Annotated in this window: 22 protein-coding genes and 1 tRNA gene; 8 read left to right on the top strand and 15 right to left on the bottom strand. The window is 72.5% G+C overall.

The annotated features are described in order from the left end of the window. Positions 1–5: 5 nt before the first annotated feature. The 4 genes from OG488_RS13925 to OG488_RS13910 are packed head-to-tail and all read left to right on the top strand — an operon-like array spanning position 6 to position 6,547. On the top strand, positions 6–977 hold the full coding sequence (locus OG488_RS13925; RefSeq protein ID WP_403699993.1) for a carbohydrate ABC transporter permease: 972 nt from the start codon (positions 6–8) through the stop codon (positions 975–977). Between the two features lie 14 nt (positions 978–991). Continuing rightward, a complete protein-coding gene (locus OG488_RS13920; protein WP_329229216.1) occupies positions 992–1,879 on the top strand; it encodes a carbohydrate ABC transporter permease in 888 nt (295 codons plus the stop codon). Positions 1,880–1,907: 28 nt separating this feature from the next. Next, positions 1,908–4,853 (top strand): carbohydrate-binding protein, encoded by a 2,946-nt coding sequence (locus tag OG488_RS13915; protein ID WP_329229215.1) that lies wholly within the window; start codon positions 1,908–1,910, stop codon positions 4,851–4,853. Positions 4,854–4,903: 50 nt separating this feature from the next. Further along, the gene (locus tag OG488_RS13910) at positions 4,904–6,547 is read left to right on the top strand and encodes a glycoside hydrolase family 13 protein (protein WP_329229213.1); all 1,644 of its coding nucleotides are present in this window, start codon (positions 4,904–4,906) and stop codon (positions 6,545–6,547) included. 82 nt (positions 6,548–6,629) lie between these two features. On the opposite strand, the gene OG488_RS13905 is transcribed toward OG488_RS13910, so the two are convergent. From OG488_RS13905 to OG488_RS13880, 6 genes are all read right to left on the bottom strand, one after another. Further along, the gene (locus OG488_RS13905; RefSeq protein ID WP_329229212.1) at positions 6,630–7,388 is read right to left on the bottom strand and encodes an IclR family transcriptional regulator; all 759 of its coding nucleotides are present in this window, start codon (positions 7,386–7,388) and stop codon (positions 6,630–6,632) included. 176 nt (positions 7,389–7,564) lie between these two features. Beyond that, entirely contained in the window at positions 7,565–8,398 is an 834-nt protein-coding gene (ehuA, locus tag OG488_RS13900; protein WP_329229210.1) for an ectoine/hydroxyectoine ABC transporter ATP-binding protein EhuA, read from the bottom strand. Next, positions 8,388–9,029, bottom strand: coding sequence for an ectoine/hydroxyectoine ABC transporter permease subunit EhuD (ehuD, locus tag OG488_RS13895; RefSeq protein ID WP_329229208.1), 642 nt, complete (start codon positions 9,027–9,029; stop codon positions 8,388–8,390). The genes ehuA and ehuD overlap by 11 nt, the downstream gene beginning before the upstream one ends. Beyond that, positions 9,026–9,760: an ectoine/hydroxyectoine ABC transporter permease subunit EhuC gene (gene ehuC, locus OG488_RS13890; protein ID WP_329229207.1), complete on the bottom strand. Its 735-nt coding sequence runs from the start codon at positions 9,758–9,760 to the stop codon at positions 9,026–9,028. The genes ehuD and ehuC overlap by 4 nt, the downstream gene beginning before the upstream one ends. Before the next feature lie 19 nt (positions 9,761–9,779). Further along, entirely contained in the window at positions 9,780–10,682 is a 903-nt protein-coding gene (gene ehuB, locus OG488_RS13885; RefSeq protein WP_329229206.1) for an ectoine/hydroxyectoine ABC transporter substrate-binding protein EhuB, read from the bottom strand. A 215-nt stretch (positions 10,683–10,897) separates the two neighbouring features. Further along, positions 10,898–11,860, bottom strand: a complete 963-nt coding sequence (locus tag OG488_RS13880) for a D-2-hydroxyacid dehydrogenase (protein WP_329229204.1) — start codon at positions 11,858–11,860, stop codon at positions 10,898–10,900. 184 nt (positions 11,861–12,044) lie between these two features. Here OG488_RS13880 and OG488_RS13875 point away from each other — a divergent pair, with 184 nt between their 5' ends. After that, entirely contained in the window at positions 12,045–12,809 is a 765-nt protein-coding gene (locus OG488_RS13875; RefSeq protein WP_329229202.1) for a maleate cis-trans isomerase family protein, read from the top strand. 112 nt (positions 12,810–12,921) lie between these two features. Next, positions 12,922–14,022, top strand: a complete 1,101-nt coding sequence (locus tag OG488_RS13870; RefSeq protein ID WP_329229200.1) for an LLM class flavin-dependent oxidoreductase — start codon at positions 12,922–12,924, stop codon at positions 14,020–14,022. 76 nt (positions 14,023–14,098) lie between these two features. On the opposite strand, the gene OG488_RS13865 is transcribed toward OG488_RS13870, so the two are convergent. Beyond that, positions 14,099–15,940 carry a putative bifunctional diguanylate cyclase/phosphodiesterase gene (locus OG488_RS13865; RefSeq protein ID WP_329229198.1) on the bottom strand — a complete coding sequence of 614 codons (1,842 nt, stop codon included), beginning with the start codon at positions 15,938–15,940 and terminating at the stop codon, positions 14,099–14,101. A gap of 425 nt (positions 15,941–16,365) precedes the next feature. On the opposite strand from OG488_RS13865, the gene OG488_RS13860 reads away from it, so the two are divergent. After that, on the top strand, positions 16,366–17,607 hold the full coding sequence (locus OG488_RS13860; protein WP_329229196.1) for a M6 family metalloprotease domain-containing protein: 1,242 nt from the start codon (positions 16,366–16,368) through the stop codon (positions 17,605–17,607). 59 nt (positions 17,608–17,666) lie between these two features. Here the strand turns inward: OG488_RS13860 and OG488_RS13855 are convergent. From OG488_RS13855 to OG488_RS13825, 7 genes are all read right to left on the bottom strand, one after another. After that, positions 17,667–17,740 (bottom strand) — tRNA-Lys (locus OG488_RS13855). After that, the gene (locus OG488_RS13850) at positions 17,731–18,429 is read right to left on the bottom strand and encodes a bifunctional DNA primase/polymerase (RefSeq protein ID WP_329229195.1); all 699 of its coding nucleotides are present in this window, start codon (positions 18,427–18,429) and stop codon (positions 17,731–17,733) included. Before OG488_RS13850 ends, OG488_RS13855 begins: the two co-directional genes overlap by 10 nt. A 159-nt stretch (positions 18,430–18,588) precedes the next feature. Beyond that, complete coding sequence (locus OG488_RS13845; RefSeq protein WP_329229193.1) at positions 18,589–18,930, bottom strand: hypothetical protein; 342 nt, start codon at positions 18,928–18,930, stop codon at positions 18,589–18,591. A gap of 73 nt (positions 18,931–19,003) precedes the next feature. Further along, positions 19,004–20,338 (bottom strand): AAA domain-containing protein, encoded by a 1,335-nt coding sequence (locus OG488_RS13840; RefSeq protein WP_329229191.1) that lies wholly within the window; start codon positions 20,336–20,338, stop codon positions 19,004–19,006. Further along, a complete protein-coding gene (locus OG488_RS13835) occupies positions 20,335–21,978 on the bottom strand; it encodes a hypothetical protein (RefSeq protein WP_329229190.1) in 1,644 nt (547 codons plus the stop codon). Before OG488_RS13835 ends, OG488_RS13840 begins: the two co-directional genes overlap by 4 nt. After that, positions 21,969–23,153, bottom strand: a complete 1,185-nt coding sequence (locus OG488_RS13830; protein ID WP_329229188.1) for a hypothetical protein — start codon at positions 23,151–23,153, stop codon at positions 21,969–21,971. The genes OG488_RS13835 and OG488_RS13830 overlap by 10 nt, the downstream gene beginning before the upstream one ends. Next, positions 23,050–23,997 carry a phosphatase PAP2 family protein gene (locus tag OG488_RS13825; protein ID WP_329229186.1) on the bottom strand — a complete coding sequence of 316 codons (948 nt, stop codon included), beginning with the start codon at positions 23,995–23,997 and terminating at the stop codon, positions 23,050–23,052. Before OG488_RS13825 ends, OG488_RS13830 begins: the two co-directional genes overlap by 104 nt. Before the next feature lie 316 nt (positions 23,998–24,313). On the opposite strand from OG488_RS13825, the gene OG488_RS13820 reads away from it, so the two are divergent. After that, on the top strand, positions 24,314–24,910 hold the full coding sequence (locus tag OG488_RS13820) for a histidine phosphatase family protein (RefSeq protein ID WP_329229185.1): 597 nt from the start codon (positions 24,314–24,316) through the stop codon (positions 24,908–24,910). Between the two features lie 58 nt (positions 24,911–24,968). Here the strand turns inward: OG488_RS13820 and OG488_RS13815 are convergent, their stop codons facing one another. Further along, positions 24,969–26,324 carry a tetratricopeptide repeat protein gene (locus OG488_RS13815; protein WP_329229183.1) on the bottom strand — a complete coding sequence of 452 codons (1,356 nt, stop codon included), beginning with the start codon at positions 26,322–26,324 and terminating at the stop codon, positions 24,969–24,971. Positions 26,325–26,387: the final 63 nt, after the last annotated feature.

Raw genomic sequence — 26,387 nt, 5'->3', positions numbered from 1 at the left:
TGACGATGTCCCTCCAGCCGCTCTCCACCGCAGCGGAGAAGGCCACCGGCGAAGACGGCTCCCCGTCCGGGCCCGCGCCCCGGACGGGGAAGCCCGTGGGAAACGCCCGGCTGCGCCGGGCCGTGCGGGAGAACCTGGTCGCCTACCTCTTCCTCGCCGCGGGAGTGCTCTGCTTCGCGCTCTTCTCCTGGTACCCGATCGTGCGCGGGGTCCTGCTCGGCTTCCAGCAGGTCAACTTCTCCGAACCCGCCCGGTGGGTGGGCCTGGACAACTTCCGGCGGCTGGTGGACGACCCGCTGTTCCTGACCGCCTGGCAGAACACCGGCTACTTCACCCTGCTCGCCCTCGTGTTCGGCTTCGCCGCACCGTTCGCCACCGCCGTCATCCTGAACGAACTGCGGCACGGGCGCTCGTACCTGCGCATGACCGTCTACCTCCCGGTCATGCTGCCGCCGATCGTCACCATGCTGCTCTGGCGCCAGTTCTACGACCCGGGCCCCGGCCTGTTCAACAATGTGCTGGAGGTCTTCCAGCTGCCGGCCCAGCAGTGGCTGGAGTCGGAGAACCTCGCCATGGTGTCCCTGGTCCTCGTCTCCACCTGGGCCAACATGGGCACGACCACCCTGATCTACCTGGCGGCACTCGGCGGCATCCCCGGCGAGCTGTACGAGGCGGCGGAGCTCGACGGTGCGTCGATCCGGCAGCGGCTGTGGCACGTCACGATCCCGCAGATGCGCTTCATCCTGATGATCACGCTGCTGCTCCAGGTCATCGGCACGATGCAGGTCTTCGTCGAGCCCTTCGTCCTCACCGGCGGCGGACCCGACGACGCCACCGTCACCGTGCTCCTGCTCCTGTACCGCTACGCCTTCGTCTACAACGACTTCGGCCTGGCCAGCGCCATGAGCACCCTGCTCTTCGTGGTGCTCGGCCTCTTCTCCGTCGTCTATCTGCGCCTGACCCGCAGCAAGGGCTGAGAGGAACCGTCGCCATGGCAGCCGAAACCCCCGTACGCACCCTGATCGCGCCCGCCGAGATGACCCGGCGCACCGGCCGGTTCCTCTACCGCTTCGTGCTCGTCGCCACCCTGACCGGCTTCACGATCGCCTTCGTCTTCCCGCTCTACTGGATGACTACGGGCGCGGTGAAGTCGTCGTCCGAGCTCGCCGACCCGAACCCCAGCCTCTTCCCCGAGAGCTGGCACCCCGAGAGCTACACGGACGCCTGGACGAACGTCGGACTTGGCCACTTCTTCCTCAACACGCTGGTCCTGGCCCTCGGGGCCTGGCTGACCCAGCTGCTGGTCGACGTGTCCGCCGCCTACGCCCTGTCCAAGCTCAGGCCCCTGCTCGGCAACGTCGTCCTCGGCATGATGCTGGCGACCCTGATGCTGCCGGTCTCGGCGCTGCTCGTCCCGACGTATCTGACGGTGGTCGACGTGCCGCTCTTCCACGTCAACCTCATCAACACACCGTTCGCGATCTGGCTGCCCGCCGCCGCCAACGCCTTCAACATCTTCATCCTCAAGCGGTTCTTCGACCAGATCCCCGCCGAACTCCTCGACTCCGCGCGGATCGACGGGGCGGGCACGCTCAGGGTCCTGGTCTCGGTGGTCCTGCCCCTGTCCCGGCCGGTGCTCGCCGTCGTGTCGATCTTCGCGGTCGTGGGGGTCTGGAAGGACTTCCTCTGGCCGATGCTCGTCCTCCCCGACGAGGCGAAGCAGCCCATCACCGTCGCGCTCAACCGGCTCTCCGAGTTCATGCCGGCCAACCAGCTCCTGGCCGGGATGGTCATGGCGAGCATCCCCCTGCTCGCCCTCTTCCTGGTCTTCCAGCGTCACATCATCGCGGGTCTCACCGCGGGCAGCCTCAAGGGCTGACCCACCCCCACAGGAAGGACACACAGACGTGTCTCCTGCACCAAGAAAGCGCTCCCGAGCCGCTGTCCGGCTCACGTTCCCCGTCCTCGTCTCCCTGCTCGGCACCGTGCTGTACGGGGTAGGGGGCGCACAGGCGGCCACCGTCACGGTGGAAGCCGAATCGGCCCAGCTGTCCGGGGGCGCCGCCGTCTCCACCGACCACAGCGGCTACACCGGGTCCGGCTTCGTCGGCGGCTTCACCGACGCCCACAAGGGCGCCGCCTCGGTGTCCTTCGGCGTGACCGCCCAGGCCGCGGGCACCGGTTCCGTGGCCCTGCGGTACGCGAACGGCACCGGCGCGACGATGACACTGAGCCTGTACGTCAACGGGGTCAAGGTCCGCCAGGTCGGCCTGGCGCCGACGGCGAACTGGGACACCTGGGCCACGCAACGGGAGACGGTCACCTACGCCAAGGGGGCCAACACCGTCGCCTGGACGTTCACCACGGCCGACAGCGGCAACGTCAACATCGACAACAGCACCGTCGACACCTCCGCCGGCACCGGGACCCCGACCCCCTCCGGCGCCCTGGAGGCGGAGTCCGCGCGGCTCTCGGGCGGTGCGGTCGCCGCCACCGACCACTCCGGCTTCACGGGCACGGGCTTCGCGAGCGGCCTCACCGACGCCAACAAGGGCTCCGCCTCCGTCTCCTTCGCCGTGAACTCGGCCGAGGCCGGAGCCGGTTCGGTGTCCCTGCGGTACGCGAACGGCACCGGCGCGACGATGACGCTGAGCCTGTACGTCAACGGGGCCAAGGTCCGCCAGGTCAGCCTGCCGGCGACCGCGAACTGGGACACCTGGGGCACGCGGGAGGAGGCGGTGACGTACGCCAAGGGGGCCAACACCGTCGCCTGGACGTTCACCACGGCCGACAGCGGCAACGTCAACATCGACAGCCTCACCCCGGCCACGCCCACCACGCCGACCGACCCCGGCGGCCCCACCACCCTGACCCACCAGGCCGAGGACGCCTTCGCCTCCGGCGGACCGGCCAGGGCCACCGCCGCCACGGGGTACGAGGGCAGCGCCTACCTCTCCGGCTTCACCGCCACCGGTGCGCGCGCCGTCTTCGCGGTGAACGCCCCCAGCGCGGCGACGTACCCCGTGACCGTGCGCTACCGCACCCCCGACGCCACCGCGTCGACCGTCACCCTGCTGGCCAACGGCACCACCGTCCGGCGGCTGACCCTGCCCGGCACCGGGGGCGCCTGGAAGAGCGCCGCCACCGACGTCCCGCTGCGCGCCGCGCTCAACCACGTCACCCTGCGGACCGCCTCCGGGGACAACGGGACCCTCCAGCTCGACGGGATCGGAGTCACCGGCTCCACCCCCAACGCCACCCGGGGCGCCACCATGCCGTACACCGCCTACGAGGCGGAGAACGGCAGCACGAACGCCGGCACGACCGGTCCCGACCGCACCTACCTGACCGTCCCGTCCGAGGCGTCGGGCCGCAAGGCCGTCGTCCTGGACGCCACCGGCGAGTACGTGCAGTTCACGCTGACCAAGCCCGCCAACGCCCTGACCCTGCGCTACTCCGTCCCGGACAACGCGGCCGGCACCGGCATCGACACCACACTCAGCGTCTACGCCGACGGCACCCAGCTCCGGGACCTGCCCCTCAGCTCCAAGTACAGCTGGGTCTACGGCGGTTACCCCTACACCAACGTCCCCTCCCAGGGCTCCGGCCACCACTTCTTCGACGAGACCCGCACCCTCCTGACCGGGACGCTCCCGGCGGGCACCGTGCTGAAGTTCCAGAAGGACGCGGGCGACACCGCCGCCTCCTACACGCTGGACCTCGTCGAGACGGAGACCGCTCCCGCCGCGCTGACCATGCCGTCCACCGGCTTCGTCTCCGCGACGACGCTCGGGGTCACCCCGAACGACTCGGGTGACGACACCGGAGCCCTCAACACGGCCATCAGCACCGCCACGTCCCAGGGCAAGGGCCTCTGGCTGCCGACCGGCACGTACGACATCTCGGGACACGTCGACCTCGCCGGAGCCGACCTGCGCGGCGCCGGCCAGTGGTACACCGTGCTGCGCGGCAAGAACGGCAAGGGCGGGCTCTTCGGACGCGGCGGGACCAGCAACGTCCAGGACCTCATGATCGCCGGGGACGTCTCCTACCGCGACGACGCCAACTTCGACGCGGCTGTCGAGGGAGACTTCGGCAACGGGTCCACCCTGACGAACCTCTGGATCCAGCACACCAAGGTCGGCCTCTGGATCGACGCCCCGACCAACGGCCTGTACGCCTCCGGGCTCCGCATCCGCGACACCTTCGCGGACGGCGTCAACCTCCACAAGGGGACCAGGGCGACCGAGGTCGCGCACAGCAGCGTCCGCAACACCGGTGACGACGGGCTCGCGATGTTCTCCGAGGCCCAGGCGGTCACGGACAGCGCGTTCCGCTTCAACACCGTGCAGCTCCCGATGCTCGCCAACACCGTCGGCATCTACGGCGGCCACGGCAACCGGGTCGAGGACAACCTCCTCGCCGACACGGTCACCGGCTCGTCCGGCATCGCCATCAGCAGCCGCTTCGCCCCGGTCCCCTTCAGCGGGACGACCTCCGTGCAGCGCAACACCCTGACGCGCACAGGCGGCTACGAACCCAACTGGCAGAGCAAGCTCGGCGCCCTGTGGATCTACGCCGACTCCTCCGACATCACCGCGCCCGTCCTGGTCAAGGACAACGACATCCTCGACAGCACCTACAGCGGGCTCCTCGTGTCCTGGCAGAAGAACGTCAGCGCGCTCACCGTCGACGGGCTGAAGATCGACAAGGCCGGGTCGTACGGCATCGAGATCAACTCCGCGGGGGCCGGAACCTTCTCCCGCGTGACCGTGAGCGGCGCCACCGCCGGCGGTCTCTCCAGTGCGGGTGGCTTCACGATCACCCGGGGCGCCGGCAACACCGGCTGGTAGCCCGAAAACCGGTGCGGGCCCGCCCCTGACCTGCGGGCCCGCACCACCCCATGTATACCGAGCAAGGAGTCTCAGTGACCACCCACTGGTGGCGGCACGCCGCGATCTACCAGATCTACGTACGCAGCTTCGCGGACGGCGACGGGGACGGCACCGGCGATCTCGCCGGGGTCCGCAGCCGCCTCCCGTACCTGCGCGAGCTCGGCGTCGACGCCCTGTGGTTCAACCCCTGGTACACCTCGCCGATGGCCGACGGCGGCTACGACGTGGCGGACTACCGCGACATCGATCCGCTCTTCGGGACCCTCGCCGAGGCGGAGCTGCTCATCACCGAGGCCCACGGACACGGGCTGCGCGTCCTGATCGACCTGGTGCCGAACCACTGCTCCGACCAGCACGTCTGGTTCCGTGACGCGCTTGCCGCGGGCCCCGGATCCCCGGAGCGGGAACGCTTCTGGTTCGTCCCCGGCCGGGGTGCGGACGGCGAGCTGCCGCCCAACGACTGGACCTCGTACTTCGGCGGCAGCGCGTGGACCCGGGTGACGGAGGCCGACGGCACCGCCGGGCCCTGGTACCTCCACATGTTCGCGCCCGAGCAGCCCGACCTGAACTGGGAACACCCGGAGGTGCGCGCCGAGTTCGAGGACGTCCTGCGCTTCTGGCTGGACCGGGGCGTGGACGGCTTCCGCATCGACGTCGCCCACGGCCTGGCGAAGAAGCCGGGCCTGCCCGACGTCGGCCCGGACCCCGACGTCACCGACCTGCCCTACCAGGACTGCGACGCCGTCCACGACATCTACCGCTCCTGGCGCAAGATCCTCGACACGTACGGCGGTGACCGCACGTTCGTCGGGGAGGTCTGGCTGCCGACCCCCGAGCAGTCGGCCCGCTACCTGCGCCCCGACGAGCTGCACTCGGCGTTCAACTTCGACTTCCTGTGCTGCGCGTGGGACACGGACGCCCTGCGCCGGGTCGTCGAGGAGACCTTCGCCGGGCACGCCCCGGTGGGCGCGCCCCCCACCTGGGTCCTGTCCAACCACGACACGATCCGCCACGTCACGCGGTACGGGCGTGAGGACACGTCGTTCGACATGGGCGACAAGCGGCTGCTCGACCCGAGCGACCCGGTGCTCGGCCGTCGCCGGGCCCGGGCGGCGGCCCTGCTGACGCTGGCGCTGCCGGGCGGGGTGTACGTGTACCAGGGCGACGAGCTGGGCCTGCCGGAGGTGCAGGACCTGCCCGACGCGCTGCTCCAGGACCCCACCTTCGTGCGGTCGGGCGGAGTGGACCGGGGGCGTGACGGATGCCGCGTGCCGTTGCCGTGGAGCGGGTCGGGGGCCTCGCTCGGCTTCTCGCCGGAGCCGGCCACGGCCGCCCCCTGGCTTCCGCAGCCCGCGGACTGGTCCGCCCTGAGCGTCGCCGCGCAGGAGTCGGACCCGGACTCCTTCCTCAGCCTCTACCGGGCGGCACTCGCCCTGCGCCGGGAGCGCCTGGCCGTCCTGCCGGAGGCGCTGACCTGGGTCGAGGCGGGGCCGGGGACGCTGTGCTTCGACCGGGACGGCGGCTTCCGCTGCGTGGTCAACGCCTCGGAGTCCGCGGTGGCGCTGCCGGAGGGCGCGGACGTCCTGATCGCCAGCGGCCCGCTGGCGGACGGGGAACTGCCCCCGGACACGGCGGCCTGGCTGTCGCTCTAGGGTCCTCGCTCCAGGGTCCTCGCTCAGCCTGATGTCCCCGGCCGCCGTCCAGGCAGCCGGGGACATCCGGGTCTTCCGCCGATCAGAGGGCCAGGGACAGCAGCACCGGCGCCGCACGCCGGTTCAGCGTGGCGGCCGCGGCCCGCAGCCGGTGCGCGTGCTCGATGGGCAGGGACAGGGCCAGGCAGCCCGCGGACGAACCGGCCGTCAGGGGGACCGCCGCGCAGACCGTGCCCACGGCGTACTCCTGGAGGTCCAGGACCGGTACCGTCGCCGGCTGGCTGTCCAGCTTCGAGAAGAGCACCTTCTCGCTGGTGATCGTCCGCGACGTCAGCCGTGCGATCCGGTGCCGTGCCAGGTGGTCGCGCCGGCCGTTCTGGTCGAGCTGGGTGAGCAGGCACTTGCCGATCGCGCTGGCGTGCGCCGCCGAGCGGAAGTCCACCCACTCGTTGACGGCGGGTGTGCGCGGCCCGTCCGCGACCTGGGTGACACGGATCTCCCCGTCGACGTACCGGCTGACGTAGACCGCCGCGCCGACCGAATCCCGCAGCTGCACCAGCGTCTGCTGGAGCTTGGCCTCCAGGGCCAGCTTGCGGGCGGCGCCGGAGCCGAGCTCCAGCAGCGAGGAGCCGACGATGTAGGCGCCGTCGGCGACCTGCTCGATGTACCCCTCGCGGCGCAGCGTCAGCAGGAGAGGGGCCAGATGACCGGTCGGCAGCCCCGTCTCCCGGGAGATCCGGGCCTCGGTCACGCCGCCGCCGTGCGTCGAGACGGACTCGAGCACACGCAAGGCGTACTGCACCGAATGGAACGGCGCCTTCGGCTCGGGCTTCAACGCCACGGTTCCCCCTTCAGGGCCTCTACCAGGTTGCGACCACAAGCTCACGACCCACGATAGTCGTGAACAGGCCGATATGGAGGGGCTGTCGGGTAGTTGATGGTGCGCCCCGGCTCCGTCAGCTGGGGCGCACTCGCTTGGCATATGCCAGAGTCACGGGCGTTACGCCAAGGACGAGGTCACAGGACCGCGTTGAGGAACTCGCGCGTACGTTCGTGTTCGGGGTCGGTGAATATTTTCTCCGGGGAACCGGACTCCACGACCCGTCCCGCGTCGAACATCAACACCTTCTCGGACACGTCCCGGGCGAAGTTCATCTCGTGGGTCACGCAGAGCATCGTGATGTCGGTGGTCCTGGCGATGTCGCCCAGCAGATCCAGCACACCGGCGACGAGTTCGGGGTCCAGCGCCGACGTCACCTCGTCGAGCAGCAGGATCTCCGGCCGCATCGCCAGCGCGCGGGCGATGGCCACGCGCTGCTGCTGGCCGCCGGAGAGCTGTGAGGGATGGGCGTCGGTCTTCCCGGAGAGCCCGACCAGGTCGAGCAGCTCCCGGGCCCGTGTCTCCGCCTCGTCGCGGTCCATCCCCAGCACGTTGACCGGGGCCTCGGTGATGTTCTGGAGCACCTTCATGTTCGGGAAGAGGTTGAACTGCTGGAAGACCATCCCGATCTTCTTCCGGGACTCCCGCAGATCCTTCTCACCCGCCGGCTTCAGCGCGCCGGACGGCGTCCGCACGTGCGAGAGCGGCGAGCCGTCGACCCAGATCACGCCGTCGCTGACCCTCTCCAGGGTCATCAGCAGCCGCAGGATGGTGGTCTTGCCCGAGCCGCTCGGCCCGATGAGCGTGACGTGCTCGCCGCGCCGCACGGTGAAGTCCAGCTCGTCCAGGACCACATGGTCGCCGTACCGCTTGACGACCTTGTCGAAGCGGACCAGTGGCTCGACCCCGGTCACCAGGGGGTCCGGAGCCGCGTCGGTGGTCTTCTCCAGGGGGGCGGGTTCAGTGGCCAAGGCGCTTCTCCAGCTTTCTCATCAGCAGCGACGTGGGGTAGCTCGCGACCAGGAAGACCAGTCCGGCGAGCGTGAATACCTCGGTGTACGCGAAGTGGTCGGCGCCGTAGCTACGGGCTTCGAAGACCATCTCGTGCACCGTGATCACGGCGAGGAACGGGGTCTCCTTGAACATCGAGATCGCGTAGTTGCCGAGGGCGGGCAGCACGTTGCGCACCGCCTGCGGCAGGATCACGGCCTGCCAGGTCCGGCGGGGGGTGAGCGAGAGCGCCCGGCAGGCCTCCCACTGGCCCTTGGGCACCCCGTCGATGCCCGCCCGGTACACCTCGGAGGTGTACGTGGCGTAGTGGACGCCCAGGACCACGATGCCGATGGTCAGCGGCTCCACGGAGGTGAAGAGGGCCGCGGCGCCGACCAGCTGCACCAGCAGCGGGGTGGCGCGGACGAACTCCATCACCGCCTTCACCGGCACCGTCACGAACCGGGAGGGCGCGCGGTTGGCCACCGCGATGGCGAGCCCGAGCACCGCCGCGAGGAGCGTGCCGAGCACGGTCGCGAGCAGGGTGACCCGGAATCCTTCGAGCAGCAGGGGGAGAGCTTCCCCCGCCGCGGACCGGTCGAACGTGTTCACCGGGCACCTCCGGCCGTGGCGACGGCTTCCGCCGTACGGGTCTTGAGCAGGCCGCGTGCCCCGGTGTGGAGGCCGAGCCGGCGCTTGGCCGACCGCTCCAGCAGGTTCATCAGCAGCGTCAGCGCGTAGGCGAGCACGAAGTAGACGGCCAGCAGCAGCAGATAGGCGGTGAGGGTCTCACCGGTGAGGCTGCGGATGTGCTCGATCGTGGTCATGAAGTCGGCCGCGGAGATCAGCCACAGCAGGGGCGTGCACTTCAGCAGCTGGATCAGCAGGTTGGTGAAGGACGGGATCATCTGCACCCAGGCCTGGGGAAGGATCACCTTCCGCATCCGGTGCAGCGGCGTCATGTTCAGCGCCACGGCCGCCTCGTACTGGGCGCGGGGCACGGAGTTGATCGCGCCGCGCACGATCTCGGATCCGTACGCCCCGTAGTTCAGGCCGAAGGCGACGACACCGCAGAGCAGCGGGGTCAGTTCGTAGCCGGTCAGCTGGGGCATCGCGTAGTAGAGCCAGAACAGCTGGATGTAGAGGGAGGTGCCGCGGAAGAACTCCACGACGATCCGGGAGAAGCCGCGCACCAGCAGCAGCCCGCTGCCCGCGGCGAGGCCCAGGGCGAACGACAGGAGCAGTGCGAGCAGGGAGCCCAGGACGGTGGCCTGGACCGTCACCCACAGGCCCGATCCGACTTGGGGGAGCTCGTCGAGGAGTGTGGAGAAGAAGTCGCTCATACGGTGCGGTCCGCCCTCGTCAGCCCTTGCACAGGTCGGCCGTCTTCAGCGTGGCCGGCGGGATCTCCGTGGCGCCGAAGCCGTAGTCCTTGAGCAGTTCCACGTAGCGGGACCGGTCCGACACGATCTTCCTGAGCTCACGGTTGAAGGAGTCCCGAAGGTCCTCGTTGCCCTGGCGGAACACCGCGCCGCCGGGGGAGAACTGCTGCTTCCCGTCGAGCTCCGGCACGAAGGCCTCGGTGACCTCGGTGTCCGGGTTCGTCCTGGCGAGCCAGCGCAGCGAGATGCCGGTCAGCAGGAAGGCGTCGACCCGGCCGCCCTTGACGGCGTCCGCGCCGTCCTGGGGCTTCTGCAGCGTCTTGATCTTCCGCTCGGCGATGCCCGCGCCCTTGGCGTACGAGCCCTCCACCGCACCGGACATCACGCCCACGGTGACCCCGGCCGCCTTCGCGGACGCCAGGTCGGTGAGCTTCCTCGGGTTGCCCTTCTCCACCATCAGGGCGGTGGGGGAGATGAACTCCGGCTCGGAGAAGAGGGCGTTGGCGCAGCGCTCGGGGGTGATCGCCATGCCCGCGCTGACCACGTCGTACTTGCCGGCCTGCAGACCGGGGATGAGGCCGTCCCACTCCGAGAGGGTGGGCTTCAGCTCCTCGACGCCGAGCGCCTTGAATATCTCCCGGTGCAGGGTGGGCGCCTCGCCCTTGAGCTCCTTGCCCTCCATGTATCCGTACGGGGCCTCGTTGGCGTAGGCGACCCGGACGAAGCCCTGCTTGCGGAGCTTGTCGAGCGCGCCCTCACCGTCCGCGGCGCCCGCGTCGGTCTTGCTGCACGCGGAGAGCAGGCCGGGGACGACGAGCAGACCTCCCACGGCCGCGGTTCGATTGAGGAAGCCCCGACGGGACAGGTGAGGGAAGTCAGCCATGGTTCGCAATCTCCTGGAGAAATCGGGGTGTCGAACAGTCCGGACAGGGTGAGCACCTGCCCGATCCCGGACGCCTAAGCAGGAAGCGCTGTCATGTAACCGAACGGTGGCCGGAGGGTGACCTTCCCGTGTCTCGTCATGGGCGGAGGGCGACGAGGGGTGTGCGAGGCGTATTCCCCCCGAGGCACCGGCGCATGACTGGTCGTCAATCGGGCCTATCGGGCGTGGATGTCCGGGGAAGGGACGTAACCGCGCTGTATGTCCACCACGTTGGGGAGCTGTTCGCCCGCCGCCCAGAGCTCGTACATCGACACGAACTGCTCGCCCAGCCGGTCCCGCCAGCCCGCGGTGTCCCCGCTCATGTGCGGGGAGACCACGAGGCCCGGCACGTCCCACAGCGGGCTGGAGGGGCCCAGGGGTTCCTCCTGGAACACGTCGAGCGCGGCACCCGCGATCCAGTGGCTGCGCAGCGCGTCGGCCAGGTCCTCCTCGACCGTCAGCGGGCCGCGCCCCACGTTGACGAAGTGGGCGGAGGGCTGGAGCATTCCGAAGAAGCGGGCGTCGAACATCCCGCGCGTCGCGTCCGTCAGCGGCGCCGCCGCGATCACCCAGTCCGCGCTCGCCGCCAGCCGGTCAAGGTCCTCGATGCCGTGGATGGTGCGCCGCGCCGTACGCCCGACGAGCGCCACCCGGACGCCCAGGCCGTGCAGCAGCCGCATGATCTCCCGGCCGATGGGGCCCGCGCCGACGACCACGGCACGGGTGCCGGCGAGCCCCCGGGTCTCCCGGTGGCGCCACCTGTGCTCACGCTGGAGCTCCAGCGTGCGGGGGAGGTCCTTCGCGAACGCGAGCACGAGCCCCGCGACGTACTCGGCGATCGGCAGCTCGAAGACGCCCCGCGCGTTGGTGACGACCGTGGGGGAGGCGGCCAGCTCAGGGCAGAGCAGCCGGTCCACCCCGGCGCTCGCCGTGTGCACCCAGCGGGGGCGCGGCCCGTCGCCCGGCCAGGCGGCCCGTACGGCGTCGGAGGTGAAGTCCCAGACCAGCAGGACGTCCGCCCCGGGCAGCCGCTCGGCCAGCGTCCGCTCGTCGGCGTACCGGACGACGGCCCGGCCGGTCAGCCGGCCGAGGCGCGGTGACGGGTCGGTGTCGAGGACGAGGATCACAGGAGTGGTCATCAGGAATGACCACGCTCGCACCGGGGGCCGGACCCGTCAACCGGGCCTCGGCGCCGCGGGAGAAACCCCAGCTCACGCCTGTTGCGGGCGACGATACGGGGCCATAAGGGGAATACTTGTCGCAGGCAGGGGCACCGGTGACGGGAGTGCCGGCAGGGCATCCGGACCCATGGGAAGGATGGACATGACGACCGTAGGACTTCTTTATCCGGGCCACGCCGCGGAGGACGACTTCCCGCGGATCGAGGTCATGCTCGACAGCGACATCAGAGTGCCGCTCTTCCACACCGACATCGACGAGGACGCCCGCAGGGCCGGGAACCTCCGTGCGGCGGGCACGCCCGACCGGCTGGCCGCCGGGGCCGAGGAGCTGCGGATGGCCGGTGCCGAATCCCTGGTCTGGGCCTGCTCCGGCGGCAGTTTCGCCTACGGCTGGGACGGGGCGCACCAACAGGCGGCCGAGCTGGCCAGGGCCGCCGGGCTCCCCGCGTCCAGCACGTCCATCGCCTTCGTCCACGCGGTGCGCGAGCTGGGTGCCTCCCGCGTCGCGGTCGCCGCGACCTACTCGGAGGACGTCGCCGCGCTGTTCGCGGACTTCCTCGGGGCCGGGGGCGTCGAGGTGGCCGCCACCCGGGGCAGCGGCATCATCACGGCGACCGACGCGGCCGCCGCCGACGTGGAGCTCGTGAAGGAGCTGGCCGTCGCCGGGGACCACCCCGACGCCGAGGTCGTCGTGCTCCCCGACAACGCCCTGCACACCGCCGCGTACGTCCCCGAGCTGGAGGAACTTCTCGGGAAGCCGGTCCTCACCGCCAACCAGGTGGCGGTCTGGGAAGGCCTCCGGCTGGCCGAGCGCCGCATCTGGGCCCCCACCCTCGGCACCCTCTTCGCCACCCGCGAGCCCCCGCTGGGCGCCGTCGAGCCCCGGGGCATCGAGGTCCGGGAGTAGGCGCACGGGACCGTCCCGTACGGCTGCCGAGGCGGGCGTACGGGAATAAGCGGAGCCATCCTCCTGTTTGCACCCTCCGGTACACAGACGCAGCACCGGAGAGGCCAGACACGTGGACGAGAACCGAGGCGACGAGATTCGCGGCACGGCGAGGGGGACGGCCTCCGTACCCCTCTCCGTGCTCGACCTGGTGACCGTGGGCCAGGGGCGCACCGCGACCCAGGCGCTGCGCACCGGTGTGGACATCGCCAAACTGGCCGAGAGCCGCGGTTTCCACCGCTACTGGGTCGCCGAGCACCACTCCATGCCCGGCGTCGCCTCCTCGTCCCCCGCCGTGATCCTCGCGCACCTGGCCGCCCACACCGAGCGCATCAGGCTCGGCTCGGGCGGCGTGATGCTGCCCAACCACGCCCCGCTGGTGATCGCCGAGCAGTTCGGCACCCTGGAGGCGATGGCCCCCGGCCGCGTCGACCTCGGCCTCGGACGGGCCCCCGGCACGGACGGCGCGACCGCCGCCGCCCTGCGCCGCACCGACCGGCTGAACGAGGGCGCCGACGACTTCCCGCAGCAGCTGGCGGAGCTGACCCGCTTCCTGGACGACGACTTCCCGGACGGGCACCCCTACGCCCGCATCCACGCCGTCCCCGGCCCGGTGCAGGCCACCTCGCCCGGCGGCGTGCAGTCGGCCGCCCGGCCGCCCGTCTGGCTGCTGGGCTCCTCCGGTTTCAGCGCCCGGCTCGCGGGTGTCCTCGGCTTGCCCTTCGCGTTCGCCCACCACTTCTCGGCCCGGAACACCGTCCCGGCCCTGGACCTGTACCGGGAGTCCTTCAAGCCGTCCGCGGTGCTCGACGCCCCCTACGCCCTCATCGGGGTCGCGGCACTGGCCGCCGACGACGAGCGCGAGGCGCGGCGCCAGGTCCTCACCGGCGCCCTGTCCATGGTCCGGCTGCGCACCGGGCGCCCCGGTCTCGTGCCGACCCCCGAGGAGGCCGAGGCGTACGACTTCAGCCCCATGGAGCGCGAGTTCGTCGACGGCTGGCTGAAGGACATCGTCCACGGCACGGCGGACGAGGTCCGCGCCGGACTCGACGACCTGGCCAAGCGGACCGGCGCCGACGAGCTGATGATCACGGCGAACGCGCACGGCGGCGACGCCCGGCTGCGCTCGTACGAGCTGATCGCGGACGCCTACGGGCTGCCCACGGCGGCCTGACCACCCGCGTCCTGACCTCCGTCCGGATGACCTCCGGACGGACGGCGGGACGGACGGCCGGCCTCCGGAGTCGCGGTCAGCCCTCCGGAGGCCGGGAGCCGATCAGCTCGGCGATCCGCTCCGGGGCCACCGCGCGCGAGTACAGCCACCCCTGCCCCGTGTCGCAGCCGATCCGCCGCAGCCGCTCCGCCTGGCCCGAGGTCTCCACGCACTCCGCGGTGACCGTCAGCCCGAGGCGGTGCGCCAGCTGCACCATGGCCTCGACGATCGTCTCGTCGGCGGGGCTGGGGTGCGCGCCGTCCTCGTAGCGGAAGCCGCGCACGAAGGAGCCGTCCAGCTTCAGTACGGAGACGGGCAGCCTGCTCAGATAGGCGAGGTTGGAGTAGCCCGTGCCGAAGTCGTCGATCGCGATACGGACGCCCATGTCGCTGAGGGCCTGAAGGACCCGCAGCGGCCGGCCCGACGACCCCATGACCGCCGATTCGGTGAGCTCCAGCTGCAGCAGGCCGGGATCGAGGCCGGTCTCCGCGAGGATCTCCGCCACGTCGGCGACCAGATCGGAGTCCCGCACCTGCCGCACCGCGACGTTGACGCTGATGAACAGAGGTGGCTCGTCCGGGTGTTCCAGCTGCCACCGGCGGGCCTGGCGGCAGGCCGTGCGCAGCACCCACCGGCCCAGCTCGACGATCGTGCCGTCCTCCTCGGCGATCGGGACGAACCGGCTCGGTGCCAGCAGCCCGAACCGCGGGTGGTTCCACCGCACCAGGGCCTCCACGCCCCGTACGACCTCGTCCGCCATGCCGACCAGCGGCTGGTACTCCAGTGTGAACTCCCCGCGGTCGACGGCCGGGCGGAGTGTGGAGGAGAGCGCCTGCCGGGTCATCCGGTGCGCGTTGCGCTCGGGGTCGAAGAGGGTCCAGCGGGCACGGCCGTCGGCCTTCGCCCAGTACAGCGTGGTGTCCGCCGCCTGCATCAGGGCGGTGGCCGAGGTGCCGGCCGACGACCGCTCCACCACCCCGATCGACGCGGAGACGGACAGCCGGTGTCCGGCCACCTCGAACGGCCGCTGGAGGGCGGCGAGCACCGAGCGGGCGAGCTCGGTGAGCTGGTGCGTACCAGAGGAGTCGTCCACCAGGATGGCGAACTCGTCTCCGCCGAGGCGTGCCACGAGGTGGCCGCCGGTGCGGTGGTCGTCGGCCTCGGCGCAGTCGGTGAGCCGTCCGGCGACGGCGGCGAGCAGCCGGTCGCCGGTGCGGTGGCCGAGGGTGTCGTTGACCGCCTTGAAGCCGTCGATGTCCAGGTAGCAGAGGCCGATCCGGCCGTGGCGGGACGCTGTCCCGTCCGCGGGCGGCGCGCTCTCCAGAGCCGTCGCGAGCCGTTCGAAGAACAGCGTGCGGTTGGGCAGCCGGGTCACGGGGTCGTGCATCCGCAGATGGCGCAGCCGCTCCCGCAGCTCGCGCCGGTCGCTGACGTCGGCGACGGTCAGCAGGACCCGCCCCGCACGGTCCGCCGGTGGTTCGCCCATCGGCGCGACGGTGATCTCGGCCCACAGCGGCCGGCCGTCCGCGTGCTTGAGCCGCCGGGCGCACCGGAGCCGGGGGCGGGTGCCGCGCAGGACCTCGGTGTACTCCTGCCGGGCGGTGCTGTCCGAGGTGAGGCCGACGAGGTCCGCCGCGAGCCGGCCGGTGAGGGACGTGGGGTCCGTCCCCAGGAGCGCGCCCAGCGCGTCGTTCGGCCTGACGATCCGGCCGAGGTGGTCGACGACGGCCATCGGGAGGGCGGCGGCGGCGAACGCGGCGCGGTATTCGCGCAGCTCGGAGAGGTCGGACCCCTGATGATCACGCTGTGTGACCTCTGATGGCGCGGCGCCGGGGGACACACCCGCCCGGGGCGTCGGCCCTTCGGAGGTTCCGCTCACCGCTCGCTCCCGCTGTGCAGATTGTCGTGAACAGGTGTGGCCGGGCAGGGGGCGTGGAGAGGAGCGTCGCGCCGGAGGCGGGAACCACGCAGGAAAACGAGGTGAAGCATAGAGGGTGGCGCGCCGGCCGTTCCAACGCGCCCGCCGTTTCGGACACGCGGCACGCGCATGGCCCATGTCTGTCCCACGCCTGTCCCGCGCAGGGCACCCTCAAGCGTTTTGACCAGAGATGATTAGTTCTGCGCTGATCTGGTGGTTTCGGATTCCGGAGTGAACAAATGTGACTGTCCGTGAGGGGGGTCGGTCGACGCAGGCTGATCGTCGCGGACTCGGGCTGACCCGTGTGGGGCAGCACAACAGGGCGTGCGCCACCGAACCGGCACAGGGTGAGGGGGAAGTCCCGCACTCGCCACCCGGAGGTAGATGTGCCGCGTCAGCACGGATCCCGGGGAGTGGAGAGGCCGAGCCTGCGCAGCGCGGCGGCTGCTCTCACCTCCCTCCTGGCGCTCGCCGCCACCGGGCTCGTCGCCGGCCCCGCCGTGGCGGCCACGCGCGACGCGGGACCGTGCGCCCTGCCCAGGACGGGAGCGCACCACTCCCTGGGCCTCGACACCTGGAACGACGCCTACCCGCGCCCCGGCCGCGGCCTCGACGCGGTCATGGTCTTCCTCTCCTTCCCCGACTCCGGTCCCGTCGTGTCCCCCGACGTGCTGGCCGCCGACTACTTCCCCTCGACCACCCGCTTCTTCCAGCGCGCCTCGTACGGGAAGTTCACCCTGCGCGCCCACCCCCAGCGGCAGTGGACCCGGATGCCGCGCCCCTCCACCTGGTACGGCATACAGCGCGACTGGAGCTCCGAGCGCCGCAGCGCCTACCTGCGCGACGCGATCGAGGCCGCCGACGAGCGGACCGACTTCTCGGCGTACGACATCGTCTACCTCGTCGCCGACCCGGACGCGCCCGGTGTCGACTCCGACGCCACCAAGGTCGTCAACTTCGACCGGCCGCTGCGCGCCGACGGCACGGACATCAGGCGCGTCGTCACCGTCTTCGAGGAACACCCGCCGGACCGGAACGTCCTCGCGCACGAGACCGGACACGTCTTCGACCTGGCGGACCTCTACCACCGCCCGGAGGACGGCAAGGGCGACTGGGACACCTACGTCGGCGACTGGGACGTCATGGGGAGCCAGTTCGGCCTCTCCCCGGACCTGTTCGGCTGGCACAAGTGGAAGCTCGGCTGGCTGGAGGGCGAGGAGGTCGTCTGTGTGCAGGGGGCCGCGGACCTCACCCTGGAACCCATGGCCGAGGTGCCCGTGCCGGGCGCCTCCGTCGGGACCCGGCTCGCGGTCGTGCGGACCGGAGCCGACAGCGCGCTGGCCATCGAGGCCCGCAGCGCCACCGGCAACGACCGGACGACCTGCACCGAGGGTGTGCTCGTCTACCGCGTCCGCAACGCGACACCGTCCGGCGGTGGCCCGGTCGAGGTGCTGGACACCCACCCCGCCTCCGACGCCTGCTGGGACCGCTCCGTCTACCCGCCCCTCGCGGACGCCCCGCTCCGGGAGGGCGAGCGCTTCACCGTGCCGGGCGAGCGCATCCGTATCGACGTCGCCGACCGGACCCCGTCGGGGGCCTGGACCGTCCGGGTCACCACCGGCACCTGAAACCGGGACCGGCGCACGAAGAAGCCCCCTCGCTTCCGCGAGGGGGCTTCTTCCGTCGGTGCGCCGTCAGGGACTCGAACCCCGGACCCGCTGATTAAGAGTCAGCTGCTCTAACCAACTGAGCTAACGGCGCCTGGTGACGTCGTAGACATTAGCACCCGGATCGGCGGGAGGAAAAATCGAATTCCCGGTGGTCGACGGGGCCGCCGACCTGCCCACCCGTACACAGGCCCACAGCAGCACGTCCGGGCCCGGCAGCCAGGGGTTGCGGGTGTCCGGGGCGACCACCCAGCGCGGCCCGCCGGAGCCCGCGCCGCCGGTCAGGGCCGGGACGGTGACCGCGTCCCCCGTGCCGTGGCAGAGCACCGGGGGCAGGGCGCCCTCGTGCCCGCGCGCACCGTCGGCGGAGCCCGTGCCCCACTCCTCCCAGGCCAGCAGGGACGGAAGGCGCTGGGCCGTGCCCGGGGAGGCGAACAGCAGCATCCGGCCGCGGTGCGTGGCGACCGGGCCCGAGCCCGGCCCCTCCGCCCAGAGCCGCTCCAGCATGCGCCTGCCGAACAGCGCCGGCACGTTCACGACGTCGAAGGAGGAGCCGCAGGGCAGCACACCGGGGGCGGAGGGGCGGGCCTCCCACTGCGAGAGCGTGCTGCGCGGGTAGGACGAAGCCCCCGCCAGCCAGGCGGCCCCGGACGCCGTGACCTGCGCGGCCCTGTCGTCGGCCCGGTGGTCGGAGCGGTCCCGGAGCAGGGCGAAGATGTCGACGCCGTGGTGCGGGCCGGCATCGGTCCGCAGAGTCGTTCCGTCGTTCAGCCATGCGCTCATGGGTCATGTCTACCGGCCGTGACGCTCCTGTCTCCCAGAGTTACCGAAAGCCGGACAGGACGTGGGGCGACGGGGTATCTTGCCCGACGGCATATGCCAGAGGTGTACCCGCAGTGACGAGCGGGTGCGCTGCCGGGACCCGGTCGCCGCGAGCGGTGGTCAGGGCGCGGGGTCGTTCAGCAGGGACCGGCCGAACTCGATCATCTTCTTGGCGTAGTCCTCGGTCCACTCCGCCCGGGCGGCTATGTCCGCGGCCGTGAGCCGGTCGAACCGGCGCGGGTCGGCGAGCTGGGCGGCGGCCACGGCCTGGAACTCCACGGCCCGGTCGGTCGCCGCCCGGAAGGCGAGCGTCAGCTCCGTCGCGCGGGCGAGCAGCTCCTTCGGGTCCTCCATCGACTCCAGGTCGAAGAAGTGCTCCGGATCCGCCGCCGCCTCCGACGGCTCGAAGAGCAGCGGCGCCGGACGCAGCCTCTGCCGCTCGTTCCGCTCGGACTGTGCCATGTGGTGTTCCTCCCTCGTACGGCCGGACGGCCACCTTCCATTGTCCAGCCCGGCGCAAGAGCGCTTCCCAGGATCAGGGCGTCCAATGCACGCGGTGCTCGGAGAGGTGGGCCAGGACCGCGTGATTCGCCTCCCAGCCGTCGGGGAACTTCACCGTCACGCCCAGCTGGACCGGCTCCGTCGACGGGTGCTCGTCCAGCAGGTCGGCGACCCCCTCCCGGCACACGACGACGCACGCGTGCCGGTGGCGCGAGGCCAGCACGCACAGCCGGCCCGTCTCCAGGTGGAACGCGGTGGCGTCCGGCCGGCCCGACAGGGGGTGCAGCACCACGGTCACGTCGAACTCGCGGCCCTGGAGCCGGTTCGCCGTGTCCACCGCCACGCCCGTCACCCCGAGCTCCGCGAGCGCCGCCCGCACCGCGGCGGCCTGGTCGCGGTGGGCCGTGCCGACCGCGACCCGGTCCGCCGTCACCGGCACCGGGCCCGGGGCCCGCTCGCTCGTCGCGGCGCCGCCCCGGTCCAGCAGCCTCCGGACCACCTGGGCGACGGCCCGGACCGCCTCGGGGTCCGTGCGCGGGGTGTGCCGGGCCGGAAGCTCCAGCAGCCCCCAGCCGGACTCCGCCGCCTCGTCCAGCACCCGGTCGGGGCCCGAACCGTCCGAGGGCACACCGAACGACAGCCGCCGGTCGCCGTGGTCCGTACCGCTGCGGAACGGGGTGTACGGGTAGAACGCGGCCGAGACCAGCGGCGCCGCAGACGCCGGAAGCCGCCACGACACCGGCAGCCGGTGCTGCGGCAGCTCCGGATTGTGCGCGAGCAGGGTCGAGACGGCGCTCGCCGAGGGGTCGTACGAGAGGCCCGCCCACTGGTCGGCGCCCACGATCGAGAAGGGGTCCAGCTGACCCGGATCCCCGACGAACAGCGCCCGCTCGAACAGGCCGGCCACGGCCAGCAGGGCGTCCGACCGCATCTGGTAGGCCTCGTCGACGATCGCGTGCCCCCACGGCTCGACGTTCTTCACGTGGGCCCACTTGGCGGCCGTGGAGATGACGATGTCCAGGCCCGCCAGATCCGCCGCCTTCGCCGACTTCCGCACGTTGTCCAGACCGTCCAGGACCTTGTCGTACGGATCGGAGTCGCTGCTGTGCAGACGCCCCACCGGCAGCTCGGGGGCCTTCTCGGACAGCCGCACCACCAGGTCGTCCACCTGCGCGTTCGTCTGCGCCACCACCATCAGCGGGCGGCCCGCCGCGGCCAGCTCCAGAGCGGCCCGCACCACCAGCGTCGACTTCCCCGCGCCCGGCGGCGAGTCCACCACGATGCCGCGCGCCGTCCCGTGCAGGGTGTCGGCGAGGATCGCGTCGGTCGCCCGCGTCGCCGCGGCGCCGGGGTCGAGAACGGATGTCACAGGAGGTCCTCCGCGGTCACGGGGTCGGGCCGTTCGGCAGGTACGCCGCCGGCGCCCGGCGGGCCGCCGTGGGTCCACGGCGTGTCCTCCGGGTCGGGCAGCTTCGGACCGCCGCGCTGGTCGTGCTCGAACAGGGTCCAGGCGATGCGGTCGCCCGGCTCGGGCACCGAACCGGGCGCCGGCTCCTTGCTCCGGCCCATCCGGTCCGTGATCCGCAGGACCAGGTGGACGGGACCGCCGTCCTCGGTGTCCCCGCCTCCCTCGGTGTCCGCGCCGTCCGGCACCGCGTACCGGACGAACTCCGCCGTCTGCGGCTTCCCGTCCAGCGAGCGGTAGACCTTGGTCCGCTCGCCGAGGTGCGGCCGCTCACCGGTCCGCACCGTGACCAGGGGGCGCGGGGAGGGCCGCTTCGACTCGCTGTACGCCATCTCCACCTCCGTCACCTCCCCGAGGAACGCCTCGCCCGCGAGCCTGCGCCCCGCCAGCACCAGCGGGTCGTCGAGCGCCTCCTGGGCGTCCAGCTGTGCCTGGGCCGTCTCCCGCGAGGCCAGCTTCTGCGCCGCCGTCACCGCGTCGTCCCGGCGCGGCTGCGGCGGCTCGCCCGCCCGCACCCGGTCCCGGTGCGCCGTGAACGACCACCGGTCCCTCGTCCACCGGTCCTCGGCCCGGGACCCCTCCGGCAGCTCCTCCAGGAGGTCGAGCCCGCGCCACACCGCGTCCCAGGTGGGCAGCAGCACCCCGGCCAGCAGCGATCTGATCGCCCGCTCGGCAGCCGTCAGCTCACCGAGCCGGGTGTCGGCGTCGAGGCCGTCCTCCGCGGCGGCGTGCGCCGTGCGCGCCCGGTCGTACCGCTCGATCGCGGGCGCCAGCAGCCTGTTGTCGAAGGCCGGGTCCGTCGCCGGGCCGGCGGGCGGGCAGACCAGCTGGCCCGCGGCGTCCCGCTCCAGCTCCGCCCGGAGCGCCGCCGCCGCACCCGATTCGCCGCCCGGCGGGTCGACCCAGGCGAGCAGCGCCCCGAGGTGCTGGTCCTCCAGGCTGCTCTGCCCCGTCGCCCAGTGGCGGTTCAGCAGGTCGGTCGCGGCCAGCAGCAGCGAGGAACCGGGCACCCTGGCCCGCTCCCCGTAGTGCGTCAGCCAGCGGCCGAGCAGTGGCACGCGGGCGGGAGCCGGGTAGGGGGTGTCCGGGTCGTCCTCCGCCGTGCGCCGGAAGCGCATGGACCGCCCGAGCAGCCGTACGAAGTCGATGCCGGCCCTGCTGGGCACGATCAGCTGCGCCGCGTCCGCGCACAGCTCGACCTCGACCTTGACCTTCTTGCCGGTCGCGGGATCGACCTCGCCACGCTCGGCGGGCTCGACGACGTCGGCGTACTCCTCGATGTGCGGCAGCACCGCCTCGGCCAGCTCGGCGAGGAAGGCGAACCGCAGATCGCGGTCGCGCGGCTGGGGCACCGCCAGGAGGCGGGGCGCCGCGCGGTCCGTGCCCACGAGCGCGCCGAGCGGGGCGCCCGCCTCACCGGCCGTCGTCAGCGGTACGAGCACGAGCGGCCGGCCCGTCAGATGGCGGTGGCGCACGGTGGCCAGCGGCTGGGCCCGCCCGCTGTCGACCGCCTCCAGCCGGGCGAGGGTGGTGATCAGTGACACGGGACGCCGCCGTCCACGCCGGCCAGGGCCTCGGCCCGCAGGGCGGCGGCCCTGCGCAGGGCCGCGACCGTCGGGTCCGCGGGGTCGCCCTCCTTGCCGGCCGCGGCGGCCAGCACCCCGGCGACCGTCGTCAGGCCTCCGAGCTCGCCCCGCACGCTCCGGCCCAGCGACTCCACCGCGCCCTCGGCGCGGGCCTTCGCCCGGCAGTGGAAGGCCAGCTCGCACGCGGCCAGGCACTCGGGGGCGTACGCGGCGGGGACCGCCTCGACGGCGCTGCCGAGCTCCTCGGGGGAGCAGCCCGGGTCGAAGGTGGTGCCCTCGGGCAGGGCCGCCGCGATGTCCTCGACACGGGTCAGCCTGGTCAGCTGGCGGCTGGTGACGGCGCGCTGCTTGCGGACGTCCACGACGGAGGCGGTCGGCAGGTTGGAGAAGTCCTTCGGGCAGACCAGCAGGATCCGGTGGCCGACCTCGGCCCCCTCGGTCACCGCGGCGATCCGCTCCAGCGCCAGGACGTAGACGGCGGACTGGCGGGCCGCGGCGCCGACCTTCGCGGCGTCCGCGGAGCTGTCGATCATGGGGAAGGACTTGATCTCGACGACCGTCCAGGTGCCGTCCGGGTGCACCACCACGGCGTCCGGCTCCAGGTAGGCGGGGGAGCCCGCGACCTCCAGCGCCAGCATCGGGTGGTCGAGCAGCGCCCAGCCGCCCGCCGCCGTGGCCTCGCGCAGGGCCAGCGCCGTACGCGCGGCGCGGCCCTCGGGGCCGGCGGCCGTCAGATCGGGGACCACGGCCGCGGCCGGTGGCTCGGCGCCGCCGCCGAGCTGTTCGAACAGGAGGCGGAGCAGCTCCGTACCGCCGTCGGCCTTGACCTTGGCCTCGAAGGCGTTGCCCCGGACGAACGCGAACTGGGACTGGCCGAAGGCCGCGGGGGAGCCCAGCGCGGTGGCCAGCACGGCCTTGTCGACGCCCGCGCCGTCGAGCAGGGCGCGCCGCTTGCATCCCGGGTTGGCGGCGAGCGCCGCCAGCGCGCGTGCGTCGAGCGGATGCGGCGCGACGGACGGGCCGCGCAGCTCAGCGAGCCGCTGCCGGAGCGTCGTCGTCGGCTTCGGCCGCGGAGCGGGTGCGCGCGTCGCTGGAATCTGCGGAGGCGGTCCGCTGGCCGGGTATTCGCTCACCCGCGGAAGTCTTGCATCCGTCACTGACAATCGTGGATTCCGCGGGGGTGAGGGATGCGGGCGCCTGTGCGAACACGGCCCTCACCCGGTCCTTGACCCGGTCCGCGATCCGCATGACCGGCCTGGTCAGCAGGGCGCCGACGGCCATCACGGCGGCCCCGGCCACGGCGTCGAGGAAATAGTGGTTCGCCGTGCCCATGACGACGAGCACGATGATCAGCGGATAGGCGACGCCCGCGGCCCGGACGAGCGGGTGGCGGCCGTGGCGCCACAGCAGGACCCCGCACCACACCGCCCAGCCGACGTGGAGGCTCGGCATCGCCGCGTACTGGTTGGTCATCCCGCTGAGTCCGCGCGGGGCACTCGCGCCGGCGCCCCACCAGCCGTACGCGCTGTACTGCGCCATCGTGTCGACGAATCCGTGGTGGGCGTCGAGGAGCCGGGGCGGACAGGTCGGCATCAGCGTGAAGCCGATCAGCCCGAGGAGTGTGGAGGTCATCAGCCACGTGCGGGCCGCCCGGAAGGCGGCGGCGCGGCGCCGGAAGATCCAGACCAGGACCGCCGGGGTGACCAGGTAGTGCAGGGACGCGTACGCGAAGTCGGCGGGTATCCCGAGCGTGGGGTGGTCCGTCAGCAGCCGGTTGAGCGGGTGCTCGGCGTTGATGTGCAGCGCCTTCTCCAGGCGGAGTATCGCGAGGCCGTGCTCGACGGCCGCGGGTATGTCCTCCCGGACCAGCAGCCGGCCCGTGGAGTAGAGCCCGTACACCACCGCGATCAGCGGGAGCTCCGTCCACCAGCGTGGCCGGTGACCGGAGGACGGTGTCACGGCGATGGCGTGCGGCATCCGGTGGCTCTCCCCAAGTTCATGCGGTCGACGGCGGGCGTTCAACCGTACGGCGGTCGTATGCCCTGATTTCTCTCGGGTCCACGTCTCCGGCGGAGCGGCCCTGGTCATGCGCTGGAAGGGACGCGGGCACCGCCCCGCGGGTTGCCCGTGGACCAGGTGCGAGATGATGGGACCGGGGTATCCGCCCGCACCGGTCCCCAGCCGGTCGCCCGCGTCCGCCACCCCGTCGCCGTCCCGGACACCGCTGTCCCGGACCCACCAGATCCTAGGGTCCCCGGATCATCGGATCTCAGTATTTTCAGGGAGAGCCGTCATGGCACCGCGAATCCTGCTCGCCCGGCACGGACAGACACAGTGGTCCGTCCAGGGCAATCACACCGGCAGGACCGACATCCCCCTCCTCGACACCGGCCGCGACGGCGCCAAGCTGCTCGGCGAACGGCTGCACCGGCAGCCCTGGGGCGGCCTGCCCGGCGTGGAGGTGCGGACCAGCCCGCTCGTCCGGGCCGCCGAGACCTGCGAGATCGCCGGCTTCGGCGACCGGGCCCAGCCGTGGGACGCGCTGATGGAGTGGGACTACGGGGACTACGAGGGCCTGACCCCGGCGGAGATCAAGGCGGACCGGCCGGACTGGCTCATCTGGCGCGACGGGGTCCCCGGGGGCGAGACCCTGGCCGGGCTCACGGCACGGGCGGACGAGGTCGTCGCGTGGGCGCGGTCGGCCGAGCGCGACGTCCTGGTCTTCGCCCACGGGCACATCCTGCGGGCGATCGGGGCGCGGTGGCTGGGCGAGGACGTCTCCTTCGCCGCGCGCATCCGGCTGGAGCCGACCTCGCTGTCGGTGCTGGGCTGGGCGTACGGCCTCCCGGCGCTGGAACGCTGGAACGACACGGGCCACCTGGACCGGTAGGGCACCCGGCCGGAGGGGCTGGGCAGGCTCCTCCGGCGCACGGGCCTCGCGCGGTCCGTCAGCCGGCCGGCGGGAGCTCCTCGTAGCGGGCCAGCAGCGCCGTCACCTCCGGACCGCCCTGCGGCCGGAGCACCCGGACGGCGCTCGAGAGCATGCCCCGGATCCGCGAGGACTGCACCCGGTCCAGCAGGTCCAGCACCTCGTGGCCCGCCGCCGACGCCTCGTCGGCCGTGCCCGCCCGCGCCAGGTCGCCGGCGAGCTGCGCGCGGTACAGCGCGAGGTTCCGGGTGAAGTGCGGGTCCTGGAGCCGGGTCGCCCGCCGGGCGTGCCGCGCCGCCCGCGGCCAGTCGCCCAGCGCCGACCAGCACTGCGCCTCCAGCAGCTCCAGCTCCGCCTCCCGGAAGAAGCTCATCCACTCCGGGTCCGCCTCGCTCGGCCCCCGCCCGAACGCCGTCTGCGCCCGCCCGATCGCCTGCTCGCACCCCGTACGGTCCCCGAGCCACGCCCTGGCGCCGGCCTCCCGGAGCGCCAGCAGCGACAGGAGCCGCGGTGAGCCGAGCGGACGGGCCGCCCGCTGTCCGGCCTCCGCCGCGCGGACCGCCTCGCGGGCCCGTCCCATGTCGCGCGCCAGGAACGACGCGTTGCAGAAGGCGTGCGCCTCCAGGGCGGCGTCCCCGGCCAGCCGGGCCGTCGCCAGCGCCTCCGCGTAGTGGGAGCGCGCGTCGTCGAGGCGCCCCGAGTCGTGGGCCAGCCAGCCGACCGAGATCGCCAGCTCACCGGCGCCGGCGTGCAGCCGGTCGGCCGTGCTGCGCCGGGTCGTGGTCCCGGCGTCGAGCAGGGCGTACGCCGCCCGGAGCGGCTGGGAGGCCTGCCGGTAGAGGCCGTCCGCGCCGTGCCGGTCGTCCAGCAGCCGGATCCGGCGCACCGCCTTCTCGACGGCGCTCACCTCGGCCTCGCCGACCCGGCGTTGCGCGGGGACGGCGAGCGGGCCCGCGGCGGCCGGCCGGCCGGCCGGACCCAGGGACGCGGCTGCCACCGTGGTGGTGCCGCTGGTCATGAACACGCGACGCAGCACGTCGCTCTCCTCGTGGATGTCGCTGTCGAGCGCGGGGGGTGTGGTGGAAGTGGGCCCGGGTGCCGTGCGGGCCCCCCGGCCGCGCACGCTCTCGCGGGCCGAGAAGCCCAGGTCCTCGAGGCTCGCCCCGGGGAACATGTGCAGGAACACCCGTTCGTACGCGTAGTTGGGACACCGGATCTCGCCGGCCTCCACGCGCCCGATGTACCGGGCGTCGCACGCGACCTGTTCACCGATCTCGCGGGCGGCCCGGCGGACCGCGGCCGCGAACTCCCCGGCGGAGCGCTGTCCGCGCAGCCGCCGGAAGGCGAGGTTGGGAACTGCCCGTGTCGACACCATGGCGGGGCCCTCTCTGGTGCAGCCGAGCTCCTGCTTCCGGTGTCCCGGCGGAGCAAGAACGTA

The organism is Streptomyces sp. NBC_01460, from assembly GCF_036227405.1.
Classification (GTDB): domain Bacteria; phylum Actinomycetota; class Actinomycetes; order Streptomycetales; family Streptomycetaceae; genus Streptomyces.
This window is presented reverse-complemented; position numbering and strand designations above follow the sequence as displayed.

Coding starts and splice junctions, on each gene's coding strand:
- OG488_RS13925 (WP_403699993.1), top strand. CDS start 6: ATGTCCCTCCAGCCGCTCTCCACCGCAGCGGAGAAGGCCACCGGCGAA.
- OG488_RS13920 (WP_329229216.1), top strand. CDS start 992: ATGGCAGCCGAAACCCCCGTACGCACCCTGATCGCGCCCGCCGAGATG.
- OG488_RS13910 (WP_329229213.1), top strand. CDS start 4,904: ATGTATACCGAGCAAGGAGTCTCAGTGACCACCCACTGGTGGCGGCAC.
- ehuC (WP_329229207.1), bottom strand. CDS start 9,760: ATGAGCGACTTCTTCTCCACACTCCTCGACGAGCTCCCCCAAGTCGGA.
- ehuB (WP_329229206.1), bottom strand. CDS start 10,682: ATGGCTGACTTCCCTCACCTGTCCCGTCGGGGCTTCCTCAATCGAACC.
- OG488_RS13880 (WP_329229204.1), bottom strand. CDS start 11,860: ATGACCACTCCTGTGATCCTCGTCCTCGACACCGACCCGTCACCGCGC.
- OG488_RS13875 (WP_329229202.1), top strand. CDS start 12,045: ATGACGACCGTAGGACTTCTTTATCCGGGCCACGCCGCGGAGGACGAC.
- OG488_RS13850 (WP_329229195.1), bottom strand. CDS start 18,429: ATGAGCGCATGGCTGAACGACGGAACGACTCTGCGGACCGATGCCGGC.
- OG488_RS13845 (WP_329229193.1), bottom strand. CDS start 18,930: ATGGCACAGTCCGAGCGGAACGAGCGGCAGAGGCTGCGTCCGGCGCCG.
- OG488_RS13825 (WP_329229186.1), bottom strand. CDS start 23,997: ATGCCGCACGCCATCGCCGTGACACCGTCCTCCGGTCACCGGCCACGC.
- OG488_RS13820 (WP_329229185.1), top strand. CDS start 24,314: ATGGCACCGCGAATCCTGCTCGCCCGGCACGGACAGACACAGTGGTCC.
- OG488_RS13815 (WP_329229183.1), bottom strand. CDS start 26,324: ATGGTGTCGACACGGGCAGTTCCCAACCTCGCCTTCCGGCGGCTGCGC.